11 protein-coding genes are annotated in these 13,988 nt (G+C 59.3%); 6 read left to right on the forward strand and 5 right to left on the reverse strand.

Annotated features, from left to right (window positions below; all coding sequences use genetic code 11):
• The first annotated feature begins 98 nt into the window (after window positions 1-98).
• Together ACSVHC_RS05380 and ACSVHC_RS05385 are read left to right on the forward strand one after the other, a co-directional pair.
• On the forward strand, window positions 99-3,176 hold the full coding sequence (locus ACSVHC_RS05380) for a type I restriction endonuclease subunit R (protein WP_437772745.1): 3,078 nt from the start codon (window positions 99-101) through the stop codon (window positions 3,174-3,176).
• On the forward strand, window positions 3,173-5,374 hold the full coding sequence (locus tag ACSVHC_RS05385) for a KAP family P-loop NTPase fold protein (protein WP_439180641.1): 2,202 nt from the start codon (window positions 3,173-3,175) through the stop codon (window positions 5,372-5,374). Before ACSVHC_RS05380 ends, ACSVHC_RS05385 begins: the two co-directional genes overlap by 4 nt.
• A 258-nt stretch (window positions 5,375-5,632) precedes the next feature.
• Here ACSVHC_RS05385 and ACSVHC_RS05390 read toward each other — a convergent pair whose 3' ends face one another.
• On the reverse strand, window positions 5,633-6,565 hold the full coding sequence (locus ACSVHC_RS05390) for an HNH endonuclease (RefSeq protein ID WP_437772741.1): 933 nt from the start codon (window positions 6,563-6,565) through the stop codon (window positions 5,633-5,635).
• A 275-nt stretch (window positions 6,566-6,840) separates the two neighbouring features.
• On the reverse strand, window positions 6,841-7,776 hold the full coding sequence (locus ACSVHC_RS05395; RefSeq protein WP_437772740.1) for a 2-hydroxyacid dehydrogenase: 936 nt from the start codon (window positions 7,774-7,776) through the stop codon (window positions 6,841-6,843).
• Between the two features lie 15 nt (window positions 7,777-7,791).
• Here ACSVHC_RS05395 and ACSVHC_RS05400 point away from each other — a divergent pair, with 15 nt between their 5' ends.
• From ACSVHC_RS05400 to ACSVHC_RS05415, 4 genes are all read left to right on the forward strand, one after another.
• Window positions 7,792-8,325: a hypothetical protein gene (locus tag ACSVHC_RS05400; protein WP_437772739.1), complete on the forward strand. Its 534-nt coding sequence runs from the start codon at window positions 7,792-7,794 to the stop codon at window positions 8,323-8,325.
• A gap of 58 nt (window positions 8,326-8,383) precedes the next feature.
• Window positions 8,384-8,932: a hypothetical protein gene (locus tag ACSVHC_RS05405; RefSeq protein ID WP_437772738.1), complete on the forward strand. Its 549-nt coding sequence runs from the start codon at window positions 8,384-8,386 to the stop codon at window positions 8,930-8,932.
• Window positions 8,933-9,060: 128 nt separating this feature from the next.
• Window positions 9,061-10,035 carry an aldo/keto reductase gene (locus ACSVHC_RS05410; RefSeq protein ID WP_437772737.1) on the forward strand — a complete coding sequence of 325 codons (975 nt, stop codon included), beginning with the start codon at window positions 9,061-9,063 and terminating at the stop codon, window positions 10,033-10,035.
• Between the two features lie 244 nt (window positions 10,036-10,279).
• Complete coding sequence (locus ACSVHC_RS05415) at window positions 10,280-10,531, forward strand: hypothetical protein (protein WP_437772736.1); 252 nt, start codon at window positions 10,280-10,282, stop codon at window positions 10,529-10,531.
• Window positions 10,532-10,891: 360 nt separating this feature from the next.
• Here the strand turns inward: ACSVHC_RS05415 and ACSVHC_RS05420 are convergent, their stop codons facing one another.
• The 3 genes from ACSVHC_RS05420 to ACSVHC_RS05430 all read right to left on the reverse strand — a co-directional run bounded on the left by ACSVHC_RS05420 (window position 10,892) and on the right by ACSVHC_RS05430 (window position 13,804).
• Window positions 10,892-11,998 (reverse strand): ABC transporter substrate-binding protein, encoded by a 1,107-nt coding sequence (locus ACSVHC_RS05420; protein ID WP_439180642.1) that lies wholly within the window; start codon window positions 11,996-11,998, stop codon window positions 10,892-10,894.
• Between the two features lie 67 nt (window positions 11,999-12,065).
• Window positions 12,066-12,920, reverse strand: coding sequence for an ABC transporter permease (locus ACSVHC_RS05425; RefSeq protein WP_439180643.1), 855 nt, complete (start codon window positions 12,918-12,920; stop codon window positions 12,066-12,068).
• Between the two features lie 26 nt (window positions 12,921-12,946).
• Entirely contained in the window at window positions 12,947-13,804 is an 858-nt protein-coding gene (locus tag ACSVHC_RS05430) for an ABC transporter ATP-binding protein (protein WP_437772733.1), read from the reverse strand.
• Window positions 13,805-13,988: the final 184 nt, after the last annotated feature.

The following is a 13,988-nucleotide window of genomic DNA, read 5'->3' on the forward strand; positions in this document are numbered from 1 at the left end:
TCTGGAACGGCAACTAAAGTTGCCCATAGTAAATCCAGCATGACTGCTTTTCTCGCATACGTCCTGTTCATGTCTAAAGAACATCCGGATTGGTGACCATGGCACAGCACAATGAAGTGACATTCGAAGAGGAGATCTGTCAGGCCCTCGCGGCCGAGGGCTGGATTTACGAGCCTCACCGGCCGGCTCGCAGCCTCTACGACGCCACCCGGGCCATCGTCCCTGAAGATGTCATCGCATGGCTGGCGGATACCCAGCCTGAGCAGCTGGCGAAGGTCCTGAAACCCGCGGACTCCCCGGCCGAGCATGACGTCGCTAAGGGTCTCCTTCTGGACAGGTTGTGCAAGGTGTTGGACAAGCCCGCTGCCAAGGAAGCCGGCATGCTCTCGGTCCTCCGTACGGGGTTCAAGGACGTCGCTGCGAAATTTGAGATGTGCCAGTTCAGGCCGGCCATGGGTCTGAACCCCGAAACGCTGGAACGCTACGGCAAGGTCCGCCTTCGAGTGATCCGGCAGGTCCATTACTCCACGGTGGACACCATGAAGAGCATCGATCTGGTCCTGTTCGTCAACGGCCTGCCGGTCGCGACCATCGAGCTCAAGACGGACTTCACGCAAAACATCAATGATGCCGTCGAGCAGTACCGCAAAGACCGACAGCCCCGCAACGGCAAGAACAGGGACGAGCCGCTGTTGTCCTTCGGCCGCCGGGCCCTGGTGCACTTCGCGGTCAGCAACAACGAAATCCAGATGACCACCGAGCTCAAGGGCAAGGACACCTACTTCCTGCCCTTCAACCTCGGCGACGACGGCCACGCCGGCAACCCGGTCAACGCCAAAGGATCGGCCACCAGCTACCTCTGGGAACAGGTCCTGCAGCGCGCCTCCTGGCTGAACATCATCGGCAAATTCCTGCACCTACAGATAAGCGACAAAACCAACCCCGTCACCGGAGAACGGGTAGTCCGCAAATCCCTCCTATTCCCGCGCTACCACCAGTGGGACGTGGTCAACCAGCTCATCGAGACCGCCCGCAATGAAGGCCCCGGCCACCGCTACCTGGTCCAGCACTCCGCGGGCTCCGGCAAAACCAACTCCATCGCCTGGACCGCTCACCAACTCAGCTCCCTGCATGGCGCCGGCAACCAGAAGATCTTCGACTCCGTCATCGTCGTGACCGACCGGACCGTCCTGGATGCCCAGCTGCAGGACGTGATCTACCAGATCGAACACAAGTCCGGTGTCGTGGTCCCCATCCGCGGCAACGCCGGCTCCAAGTCCGCCGAACTCACGGCCGCGCTAGTGGCCCGAACACCGATCATCATCGTCACCATCCAGACCTTCCCGTTCGCGCTGAAAGCAATCGCCGAATCCCAGTCGCTAAAGGGCCGGAACTTCGCCATCATCGCGGACGAGGCCCACTCCTCCCAGACCGGGTCCACGGCGAACAAGCTGAAGAAAGTCCTCTCTGCGGAGGAACTTGCGGACGTCAACGACGGCGGCGATTTCGACGTCGAATCCTATCTGGCGGCCGAGATGGCCGAGCGTGCCGATGCCAAGAACATCAGCTACTTCGCCTTCACTGCCACGCCCAAGGCCAAAACCCTGGAGCTGTTCGGCCGCAAGGGCCCGGACGGGCTGCCGCAGCCGTTCCACCTGTACTCCATGCAGCAGGCCATCGAGGAGCGCTTCATCCTGGACGTGCTGCAGAATTACACCAGCTACAAGGTGGCCTACCGGCTAGCCCACGAGGGCCGGGACTACGACTCGGACGACACTCAAGTGGAGAAATCAGAGGCACTGAAGTCGCTGATGAACTGGGTAAAGCTGCACCCGTACAACATCAGCCAGAAGGTCCAGGTGATCGTCGAGCACTTCCGCGCCAACGTGGCCTGGCGCCTCGACGGCAAGGCCAAGGCGATGGTGGTCACCGGTTCCCGCAAGGAAGCCGTCCGGTACAAGCTCGCCATCGACAAATACATCCACGACGCCGGCTACTCCGGCCTGGGCGCCATGGTCGCCTTCTCCGGGGAAGTGAACGACGACGAATCGGGCCTCGAGGCATTCACCGAGATCAACATGAACCCAGGGCTCAAGGGGCGCACGCTCTCAGAGGCGTTCTCCACCGACGAATACAAGATCATGCTTGTGGCCAACAAGTTCCAGACTGGATTCGATCAACCGCTGCTTGTCGCCATGTACGTGGACAAGAAGCTCTCGGGAGTGTCGGCCGTCCAGACCTTGTCCCGGCTGAACCGCACCGCCGTGGGCAAGGACCAGACCTTCGTGCTGGACTTCGTCAACAATCCGGACGAGATCCTCGCTTCCTTCCAGCCCTACTTCCGCGAGGCCGCGTTGGAGGGCGTCTCGGATCCGAATGTCGTGCACGACCTTCAGGCCAAGCTCGACGCCGCCCAGATCTACCTCGAGTCCGAGGTGGACGGGCTGGTGAAGTCCTACGTTCTGGAGGCAGGTAACAACGCGCTCTCCGGCTGGGTGGCTCCGGCAAAATCGCGCTTCAACACTCGGTACAACGCCGCCGTGGCTGAGTGTGACAAGGCGGCCCAAGAGGAGCTGGACCTGTTCCGGAAGGACCTCGGCTCCTTCGTCCGCGCCTACGACTTCCTCTCCCAGATCGTAGACTTCGCCGACACGGACCTGGAGAAGCGCTCCATCTACTACAAGCACCTCCTTCCCGTTCTCCGCGTGAACGATGCGAAGGTGGCGCTGGACCTATCCGGGGTCGTGCTTGCGAAGTACGCGCTCAAGGACAAGGGGCAGGCCCAGCTTCAGCTCTCTGGCGAGGATGCGTTTCTGAAACCACCGACCGAGGTGGGCACCGGGCAGGCTAAGGATCCTGTTCTGGCGACGTGGGAAGAGATCATCCGGCAGGCCAATTTGCCGTTCGAGGGGGAGGAACTGGATGCGGTTGCACACTTCGTCGAAGGCGTGCGGCGCGAGCTGGTGAAGAATGAGACGTTGCAGAAACAGGCACAGAACAACTCGCGAAGCCACTTCGGCGGCAGTCCCCATCTAGAGAAGGCCGTCACCGATGCCGTGTCGAACTCGATGGACAGCCACTACAACCTGAGCCTGCAGGCCTTGGGTGACAAGACGAAGATGAGGGCACTGCTGAAGATGCTGAGTGAGCTGGTTTACGAGGAGCTCCAGGGATGAATGACCACCTCCAACAAGCCTTAATCGAACCCTGGACAGACGCGCCGCTGAGGAATCCGAAGGATGACCTCCTTGGGAGACAGCCGTTCCTCAGCATGGTTGCGGACCTACTAAAGAATCTGACCAACAGCAACGACAGCAGCGTTGTGGCACTTACCGGTCCCTGGGGTTCAGGAAAGTCCACCCTGCTAAACTTCCTGCGACCTGCTCTTAGACCCCAGGTTAAGGTGGTTACGTTCAGTCCTTGGTCGGCTGAAGGCTCGACAGAGATACAGCGTGAATTCTTCGCATCGTTCCTTGAGGCATTCCCGAAAGGCAGTCATCGAAAAGTACGAAAAAACGTCAAAACGATCATGAGACGTTCCTCGCCATTGCTGAAGTCGGTTCCGTGGGGCCTTGGCAATGGAGTTGCTGAGCTGGTCAAGGAGACACTACCCGAAGAATCCTGGGACAGTGCCTTTCAACGTCTCTCCGATGCTATAAACGAAGCCGGGTCTAGGGTTCTGGTGATAATCGACGACATTGACCGATTGCAACCTGACGAAATCATGACGTTGATGAAAATGGTCCGGTTGACTGGAAGATTTCCACGGACCAATTACCTTCTTTCCTATGATCACAACTCACTTGTTGAGATACTAGCCGCCGGTCTTCGGGGTAAGACCGAGACGGCCAACGCCTTCTTGGAGAAGATTGTTCAGTATCCGCTTTCACTTCCGCCGGCGCAACAGACTCACCTTCAAAGAATCGTTTTCGATGAAGTCCGATCAATATTAACTGACACCACCAGCCCGTTTACACTTTCCCCATTCCAGCGGTTTCAGGCGTTCTATACGGACCATATGTGGGACCACTTGACAACCCCCAGGGCATGTCGGAGGTACTGCGCCCAGGCCAAGACGTATCTTGCCCTCGCGGAGAATGAAGTGGATCCCGCGGATTTCTTAGCTATCACATTCCTGCGGCTTCATCATCCGAGGATTTATGCGCAGATCCCGAAGTGGAGGGGTCGTCTGATCGGAATGAAAAAAGTTGTTGCTCCTGTTCAAGATCGCCCCAAGGCCCAGGCGGAATGGGATGAACTCATCAGCGAATCCGGATATACAAGCAAGACCGAAATACTCGCACTAGGTCGAGCAATTTCTGACCTATTCCCAAGAATGGCAGGTGAACTCGGCCGCTCGGCGGACTCTTCGGGAAAATTTCGGGCTTGCGACCCCGCATACTTTGACCGGTATTTTACGTTCTCGCTACCTTTTGGCGACATTTCTGACCAATTGATACTTACGCAGATAGACAGCTTGTCTAAAGGAGTAACCCCAGCCGGGCAGCCATTGATTGATACCTTCGACCATCCCAATATCGATATTCGAATGCTTGCAGTTCAGAAGGGGAACCTACATTCCGACTGGAGCAGTGCAGTGCCGAACATGAACCTGGTTAAGTTTGTCGCGAGATCGTTGGCCAGAGATCCGGTTCAATTTGACCTTCCGATCTCCCCAGGGATGCAGAAAGTCGGATGGCTCGCCAGGCTGCTCGACGCCAATCTCGAAAATCATGGTGAGCACGTCTCGTTTATTGTCGATTCCTTTGGGTCGCCCGCATCGCTCGGCACGGCACTCAGAAGGGCCACAAACACCTACTACCCATTTGGGAAGAACATGGCCGCTGACGAGCCGGCCGAGTCCACTGAGGCAAACGGCCCACAAGCACCTGAATTCCTGGTTGACCTGGCGGATGCATGGCAACTGCGAGCCGCAGATTGGATGGTCGAGATTCTCCTCAGCGAATCCTATGCAACGTCCGACCGTGAGTTCCTTGAGGTCTGGTCATGTTTGGACTTCTTTGATGGATTGGAACACGTCCGACTCAGACTACAAGAAACAATCGAATCGCAGCATTTTGACCTTATTACAGTCGCCGGGCACTTCGCTTACAGAGGCGATTCGCAACGTGGCCGTTTCTACCTCGGATCGAATGGAAACAATTTTGACAGTTTAGACATTCAAAAACTCAAGGAATTAATCCCACTGGAAGTACTTCGTACTGCGCCCCTTCCAACCGAAGTTAGTGATGCGCAGATTCCGCACTCCGGAACAGCGCAGCTTCGCCGATATCGCGCCATTGAAGGACTTCGGATGTTCAGGGGAGAAGTCGGGCAAAACGAGGATGAAGACAAACCCGTCGACTCTCCATAAGCTATTTCATCCGCGATCTCGAAGAGGGTTATTGACGTCGACTAGCACACTGCCACCGATCGTGAACCTTCAGGCTTGCGGCATATAGGCAGCCAAAAGCTCTAACTATTTTAGCGACGTCCGCGCCAATGCCCATCTGCAGTCTTTGTGCTGAAATTGGGCATTTGTTATAGTGTCTGATGCGAAGGCGCTTGTCACCCATTTCTTACGATGACTCTGCCAGGGTCTTAAAGTGAATTCGCTCTTCGGGGACGGACCTCAAGCGCTCCTGAAAGCTTGGTAGGCGTGTTCAAGTAGATCCTGGCTGGGGTACTCGCGACGGTTTTGCGGCAGTTCCATGAGACGTTGACCGTGCCGGGCTTGGATCCCATAGGTCAACATTGGGCCATCGACTTCCGCCAAAATATCGTCCCTAACTTCCACTACAAAATCCGGACGAATGCCCAGTATGTGCGCATCAAAAGCGGCATGGTGAATCTTGCACAGCGCCATACCGTTTACAACGGAAGCAATGCCCAGTTCTGAGGAGTCTGGAACGATGTGCGCTGCGTCGAGCAGTTCTCGGTGAGCCAACGCGCACACCGCGCACCTAGTCTTGTAGGCCCGAAGTACGGTCGAGCGAAATACAGGTTGATGCAATCGCCTTTTGGTTTCCACGGTGAGATAGCGACGGAGGTGTTCTTCTATCGGGCTTTCTTTACTGACGAGGCCCTTGCCAACGTTTGGATCAATGACAAATCGCTTGCGTTCAGGTTCTTCCCAAAGAAGATAGACAGGGAAGACAGGTTGAAAAACGGCGGGCCCCATCCCAACACCGAAGAACCAGATAAGAGGCAACTGCTGCTCCATGGCAGCTCGAAGCGCGCGATTATCCGGGTGCTCCCGGTTATCTCCACGCCATGCATAGCGAAGGAGCCCGTCCTCCCCCATTTCATCGTTGTATGGGCGTTCCCTACCGGGAGCCCTGTAAACGGTTTGGATCGAAAGTGCCGCCCCAAGATCCTTCGGCTTCCAAATCCCCGTCTGCGTGGCCTGCAGTCTTCTTGGCTCCCCGTCCAAAGTGAAGTCCTTGATGTCCTCTCGGGTGAGCCAATCCTCGCCATCATTAGTACGTACCGTCAGCCATGCCATCGCCTCACGCCGCAACTTCGCGTCGAAATTCACTGTGTCGGTTTCCCCAATTGCGGCCATCTGCCCAGGATAGCTTGGGAGTCGTCACTCCTGCCGCCGCCGAGCCTGCGCGATCACAAGCAAAGCTTCCGCGGCCCACGCACCCGTTGTCCCTCCTCCCCTATCCTGTTGGACACCGTGGATCGGGGCCTTCACCAACGAAAGCTCGTCATCGCCGGCTACCGGCCGACGTCGTCGTGGCCAAAAAGTTCGGAACCGAATACGGCCACGACGGTTCCTTCGTCGGTGTCAACCGCATGCCCGAGTCCATCCGTTCCGTCTGCCCGCTCAGCCCGCTACTCGCCCACCGATTCCGCACCCAGCACCACGTTCACCGGCACCTCACCGGCCAGCAGCAACGAGATCTGCTTTTGGATCAGCCGGACCATCCGGGGGAACATCGCGGAGCTCGCCCCGCCCACATGGGGCGTGATCAACACGCCAGGCACCGTCCACAAAGGATGGTCGGCCGGCAGAGGCTCCGGGTCCGTTACATCCAAAGCAGCACGTAACCGTCCCGAAGACGTCTCCCGCAGCAAGGCTTCCGTGTCCACCACCGGGCCCCGCGCCACGTTCACCATCAACGCGCCGTCCGGCATGGCCGCGAGGAACCGAGCATCCACCAGCCCACGGGTGTGCTCGGACAAAGGTACGCTAACCACCACGATCTCGTGCAGCGGCAACTGCTCATAAAGTGAGTCGATGCCGAGGATACGGCCGTGGTCATCGTCCCGTTCCCGGCTTGCCATCCGCGTCACCTGCGTTTCGAACGGCAACAGCCTGGCTTCAATCGCCTTCCCCACTCCCCCGTAGCCGACCAGGAGCACCCTGCGGTCCGCCAAACTTGGTCTCTGCCCATAGCCCCACGTACCGGACGCCTGGTTGCGCACAAAGTCCGGAATACTACGCTGGCTGGCGATCATCATTCCCAAGGCGAGTTCCGCCGTCGACGTCTCATGGACGCCGGCCGCGTTGGCGAAAACGCAACCCGACGGCAAGACGTCAGCGACGCCGTCGTACCCTATCGACTGGCTCTGCACGAGCCTGACCGGCACGCCATCCAGCGCCGTGAGCGCGTCTGGCCGGCCCATGTAAGGCGGCACCAGCAGGTCGAAGCTGTCCGCCGGGGCGGGGCCAGTCAGGTCCCACACGACGAACTCGACGTCGGCGGAAGGTTCCATGGCGTCCAGGAGTTTCTGATCGGGCAGGCACACCCGCAGCCGGGCCGTCACCGCGCCACCATCAGATTGACCTTCGCAGCATGCAGCGCGGTTTCGCTCATTTGTCGTTTCCTGATTCCCTTTTGCCGGTCGATTTGGCCGGACGGCATGTCGTGTTCCAACACCAACTTACTTTCCCGCAGCGGTCTGCGGCCCGTTCCGATCCGTGGAGGCGGAGGTGATTGGATGATGGATATGGGGAAATCTGGAAACGGGGCCGTCTGGATAGGCATTACGTTCGCGCTTCCGTGCCTGACGGCGGTGTCGACGTTCGTTGCCTTCTGGTTCGGGTTCGACTTTGATCCAGACGACAAATCCGGCTCGCACTACAGGGCCGAGATCGCCAAACGCCAGTGGGTGATGGCAGCGTCCGTCGCTATTCCGGCAATGGCTGATATGGCGTCGGTGCGCTCCATTCTTAACCTGCCGCGAGAGGTCTTTTGGATCACAGCCTCGTCGGTTTTCCTGCTCATCGCGCTTGCCGCTGCAGTGTTTTGTTGGATCATCGGGATTGAGTCCATCGAATCAGCTAAGGACTTCGCTGAGCGCTTCGGCGGTTAGACGGTTCTCGCGTGGGTCCATGTGGGACAACGCGTGGGACCCGGGACTATAGTGTGGCATGACCGGGAAGAAAGCCAGGATCAAGCATCTGCTGACGATCGGTCTCGTAGGTTCGGGCTCGATCGTCCTCCTTGTGTTCGATGGCGCAAAGCCCAGCTCGATTCCCATATTCGCTATCACTTTTGTGGCCACTTGGATCGTTTCCCTAGTGGTAGCCCGCGTAGTTAATCGACTCAGGTTTAAGCTATGGCGACGGCGCGGGTGGACGGAATTCTGGATTCGTTCGCCCGAACCATTGCCCGGCGGCGTGGCCAATGGCTGGGTGCGGGGCCTGCTTTCCGTCCGCGCACCGCTAGTTGACTTCGTGGCAAACGAGTCTCGAGACGGATCATGGGTCAATCCAGCTACTTTCCTCGTAAATGGCCGGACACCGGCGACCCGCAGGCACTTGGAACTGTGGGATTTCGCGGCAGTCAACTTCGGCCCTGGTTTCCGAGTGGTTTCACTTCAGACCACACGCGGACCCATCGATGTGGCGGGGTATCCCGAAGCCCTCGACCAGCTCGATGCAGAACTGTTCGGCCAATCCGAAGTTGCCATTCAGTAGCTTGGCCGCTCTCCCTGCCTCAACGTTGTCCACTCTCCCCCGACGTGCCTATAGTGGCCCTACCCGCACCCCTCTCTGAGCACCGTCCTGCTATCCAGCACGTTCTGCCACCTATAGGAGAGAACCCCATGGAAATCCGCACGCTTGGTTCATTGACCGTTTCTGCTCTCGGCCTCGGCTGCATGGGCATGAGTGAGTTCTACGGCGAAGGGGACGACCGGGAGTCCCTTGCCACCATCAACGCCTTCCTCGACGCGGGCGGCAGCCTGTTGGACACCGCCGACATGTACGGGCCCTTCACCAACGAAAAGCTCGTCGGCCAGGCCATCGCCAGCCGCCGTGACGACGTCGTTGTGGCCACGAAGTTCGGGAACGAACGCCGCGAGGACGGATCCTTCCTGCGTGTCAACGGCAGGCCCGAATATGTCCACTCCGCTTGCGACGCCAGCCTGCAACGCCTCGGTGTGGATCACATCGACCTGTACTACCAGCACCGCGTAGACAAGACGGTACCCATCGAAGACACGGTGGGCGCCATGGCCGAACTGGTCCAGGCCGGAAAGGTCCGGCACTTGGGACTGTCCGAAGCCGCACCGGACACCATCCGTCGGGCCCACGCCGTGCATCCGATCACGGCGCTGCAGACCGAGTACTCCCTCTGGGAACGGGAGCCCGAAACGAAGGTCTTCCCGGTCCTGGCCGAGCTGGGCATCGGGTTCGTTCCGTACAGCCCTCTCGGCCGCGGGTTCCTGACCGGACAGCTGCGCAGCGAGGCGGACTTCGCCGAGAACGACTACCGCCGGCACTCCCCTCGTTTCCAAGGCGACAACTTCACGCGCAACCTCGAGCTCGTGGACCGGGTGAAGGAACTCGCTGACCAGAAGCAATGCACGCCTGGGCAGCTTGCCCTCGCGTGGCTGCTGGCACAAGGCGACCACATCGTCCCGATCCCCGGCACCAAGAAGCGCGAACGCCTGGCAGAAAACCTGGCGGCCACCGCCGTCGTACTCTCCGAAGAGGACCTGAAGCGCCTCGACGAACTGGCCCCGGCTGGGTCCACGGCCGGGGACCGCTACCCCAACATGGCCAGCATCGACACGTAAATCCAGACGCTCCCAAGGGTTGACCCGTGGGAGCGTTATGGCCTAGTTTAAACAAACCGCTCGTCCGGTTTTGGAATGCCTGCTCCCTGATGGAGATCAACATGCGCCTCGTAAGGAAACTGCTTCTGCTCGGCGAAGTGATCCCACGACGAGCCATGAAAGCAGAGCCGGGGACAGGAACACCATCGGGCCTCTCCAACTGAAGAGCATCTGGCATGAGCATGAGCTCAGGAACTTCGACCTCATGGTCATACTGCAAATTTCCGGGTGCGAGCACATTGCACAGCGTGCGATCGGTGGCGAGTCAGTGTCCGCCGAAGAAAAGTCGGTCTTGGTGATAGCGAATGAATTGGCGGAACAAAAAGGCTATCTTCCCCTGTTTGACATGACCGATGACGACGTACGTATCTCGGAGAATGCAGGACCGGAGCTGGAAAGTTTCTTCAGATCCGAGGAATGGCAAAAGAGGGATCGAAGCAGTACACGGCAGCTCTAACGCCGCGGGTCCACAAGCACCGGAAGCAAAACGATCGGCCTGCGTGGAAGCATCGACGGCCGTTAGGGAGGTCTGCAAGATGTCTGGTCGTGCTGTTGTATTTGCCGCTGTAGCAACAGGCTTACTTGTGTTCGTCGTTCCATACGTTATCTGGGGACTGTTCGGTTTTGCTCCCAACGGGACCGAGACGTTGATCCTCGTCATTCTGCTCTGGATCACTGTCTGGACGGTCAGCAGAACAAGATTCAAGCGCAATACCCAACCAAGATGAAGATCGCCTGTACCCCCAAACAAAACAATCGGCCTGCGTGGATTACCACGCAGGCCGATCGTTTGGGGGCTAGCTATAGGGGGTAGGGATTAGCCGTCGTTGCCGGCAGGGGTGGTGGTGGCGGTGTAGCCCTCGAGCTTGAGCGCGGCCTGGGCGTACTTCTGGGTGAACGTGTCGGGGATGTTGACCTTGGAGGTGTCAACGCCGATGGTCTTCTCCTCGGCGAAGATCGTCTTGGGGCCACCTGCAGGCATGAGGCCGTCCGGGAGGAACTGACCCTTGTCCTGGTTCAGCGCGGCGACGTACTGGTCCTTGGAGATGGTGCTGTTCTGGACGTAGGACTGGGGCAGCTTGTCCGCGATTTCCTGGGCGGAGTGGGTGCTGATCCAGTGCATCGTGTCCACAAGGGCGTTGACGACCTTCTGGGCTGCGTCCTCGTGGGTCTTGACCCAGTCAGACTGGGCCAGAAGGCCGGCCGACGGCAAGGTGCCGCCAAGAGCTGCCTTGGCTCCGTCAGAGGTGGCGAGGTCGATCGCGGAAACGGCGAGGTTCTTGTTCTCAAGGGCGCCCACGGTCGGCTGGGTGGTCATGACGCAGTCAGCGGATCCGCGCTGGATTGCCGCGATTGCGGTTGCACCGGCGCCGACGGCGATCGTGTGGTAATCGCTCTTCGCGAGTCCGGCCTTCGCAGCGATGAACTGGGTGAGCTCATCGGTTCCCGAGCCGAGGTCGGTGACGCCGACGGTCTTGCCCTTGAGGTCTGCGCCCGTCTTCACGTTCGCCTTAGGGCTGCACATGATGCGTTCGCCCGGTGCACTCGAAAGCTGCACGAGGTTGATGACGTTCTTGCCCTTGGACTGGAAGTCGACCGTGTGGACGTACCACGCACCGGCCATGTCCACCTGCCCGGATGCCATTGCGTCTTCGGCGCCGACGCCACCCTGGGACTCGGTGGAAAGCTCCATCTTGACGCCGTACTTCTCGTAGAAGCCGAGCTGCTGTGCGAGCTGGTACGGCAGGTAGATCTGCTTGTCGATGCCGCCGACCATCATCTTCACGGTGGGCATCGAGGCGGTGTCCGCGGAAGCACCGCCGCTTGCCGCGCCGTTGCTGCTTGCGGTGCTGGTGCCGCACGCCGCGAGGCTCAGGGCGATCACTCCGGCAGCGCCGACGGCGTAGATCTTGTTCTTCATCATGGTTGTGCGTTTCCTTCTATTTTGAGGATTCGAGCGTTGGGGTAAGTGGAATGGAAGACGGCGAGCGTCAGATCGCCTGTGCTTCGGAACGGTTTGGTGGCCGCCATTTGAGCAGCGTGTGCTCTAGCAGTGCGATGAGGTATTCCGCGCCGAGCGTGATGACTGCGATGATCACCATGCAGGCGAAGACCGTATTGGGATCGAATGTTCCCTGTGCCTGGCTGATGATGAGGCCGATTCCCTGCTGGGCGCCGAGCACTTCAGCAACAAGCGCACCGATGATCGCGAAACCGAACGCCGTGTGCAAGCTTGCGATGATCCAGGTCATTGCCGAGGGAATGGTCACGTGGATCGCTACCTGGAGCGGCGATGCTCCCAGGACGCGAACGTTTCCGACCAGGTTCTGGTCGACTTCACGGACACCCTGGAAAGCGTTGAAGAAGACGACGAAGAAGACCAGGACCGCTGCGAGCAGCACCTTCGGGAAGACGCCGAGGCCGAAAGCCACGATGAAGATCGAGCCGAGCACGATTCTGGGGATGGAGTTCACGATCCGGATGTACGGGCCGACAACTTCGGACAGGTACTTGTTCGAGCCAAGAAGGATTCCGAGCACGACGCCGACGAGCGTTCCGAGCGCGAAGCCGTAGATGGCTTCCTGCATGGTGACCCAGAGGTTCTCCCAGATCGTGCCGAAGGCCGTGCCCTTGGTGAAGAGATCCACCAGGCTGTTCCAAATTTCGGTCGGCTGGCCGAAGAAGAACTTGTCCACCCAGCCCTCGGTCGTGAACCACTGCCAGCCACCGATCACGATGACGGCGAGGATGGCACGGCCGGCCCAGACCCACGTGGTACGGCGGTTCATGGCACGCCGGGCGGAATTCTTAAGCTCACTCGCTTGTGCTTTTTCTTGCTCTTGCACGGGAGCACCTCTACTGATTGTGGTTGTCATGCTGCTGCACCCGCCGATTGCTTGTAGGCGCGGGTGACTTCGTCCTTCAGGGACTCCCAGATCTGGCCCTGCAGCTCCAGGAATCGTTCCTCGTGCCGGATCTTCTGGACATCTCCACGCGGCCTGGGCAGATCGATGTCGAAGACATCCTTGATCGTGCCCGGGCTGCTGGTCATGATGACCACCTTGTCGGCGAGCGCCACGGCCTCGTCGAGGTCGTGCGTGATGAACAGGACAGAGGGGCGCAGTTCCTCCCAGAGCTGCAGGAGCTCGTTCTGCATGATGGCCTTGGTCTGCACGTCGAGGGCGCCGAACGGCTCGTCCATCAGGAGGATCCGGGGGTTGTTGATCAGTGCTGCCGCCATGGCGACGCGCTTGCGCATGCCGCCGGACAACTGGTGCGGGTAACGGTCTTCGAAGCCGGCCAGGCCCACGCGGCGCAGCCAGTCCCTTGCGAGCAAGGTGGCTTCCTTCTTGGGCGTCCCGAGCAGGACCGGGCCGATTAAGACGTTCCCGAGGACGGTCTTCCAGGGGAAGAGCGCGTCCGCTTGGAACATGTAGCTGACGCCGTTGGTGATGCCGTCAACGAGCTGGTCGTGGACTCTCACCGAACCGGCGCTTGGCCGTTCGAGGCCGGAAACCTGGGCCAGGGTGGTCGACTTGCCGCAGCCCGTCGGTCCGACGATCGCGCAGAACTGGCCGGGTTCGACCCTCAGGGTCACATCGCGGATGGCAGTGAAGGTCTCGTTCTTGGGAGTGAGGTAACGCTTGGTCAATCCGACAATGTCGATGCCCGCGGCGTCCTCAGCCCTCTCGGGGGCCCCGGGCGGCCGGTTGGGGTGGATAGCATTCATTACGCTAAGACCTCTCTGTCTTACGGATCCCTTCCTTGGGAGTCCGACGAATTAGTGATGTGGATCACTGAAACTATGTAAAGCTTAGGAAGGGATCATCCGGGCCAGAAGTCTTCAGTAAGTTGTGCGCCTTAGCCGCAAAAGTGCACGTTTTGTGCGTTTTCTGCCGTCGCTTCAACTAACG

It is taken from the genome of Arthrobacter sp. KNU-44 (genome assembly GCF_051843155.1).
Lineage (GTDB): Bacteria > Actinomycetota > Actinomycetes > Actinomycetales > Micrococcaceae > Arthrobacter.

What these genes read in the sequence shown, in the direction of transcription:
- ACSVHC_RS05415 (WP_437772736.1), top strand. Translation starts at nt 10,280, where the DNA reads ATGGTCATACTGCAAATTTCCGGGTGCGAGCACATTGCACAGCGTGCG.
- ACSVHC_RS05405 (WP_437772738.1), top strand. Translation starts at nt 8,384, where the DNA reads ATGACCGGGAAGAAAGCCAGGATCAAGCATCTGCTGACGATCGGTCTC.
- ACSVHC_RS05430 (WP_437772733.1), bottom strand. Translation starts at nt 13,804, where the DNA reads ATGAATGCTATCCACCCCAACCGGCCGCCCGGGGCCCCCGAGAGGGCT.
- ACSVHC_RS05385 (WP_439180641.1), top strand. Translation starts at nt 3,173, where the DNA reads ATGAATGACCACCTCCAACAAGCCTTAATCGAACCCTGGACAGACGCG.
- ACSVHC_RS05420 (WP_439180642.1), bottom strand. Translation starts at nt 11,998, where the DNA reads ATGATGAAGAACAAGATCTACGCCGTCGGCGCTGCCGGAGTGATCGCC.
- ACSVHC_RS05380 (WP_437772745.1), top strand. Translation starts at nt 99, where the DNA reads ATGGCACAGCACAATGAAGTGACATTCGAAGAGGAGATCTGTCAGGCC.
- ACSVHC_RS05410 (WP_437772737.1), top strand. Translation starts at nt 9,061, where the DNA reads ATGGAAATCCGCACGCTTGGTTCATTGACCGTTTCTGCTCTCGGCCTC.
- ACSVHC_RS05390 (WP_437772741.1), bottom strand. Translation starts at nt 6,565, where the DNA reads ATGGCCGCAATTGGGGAAACCGACACAGTGAATTTCGACGCGAAGTTG.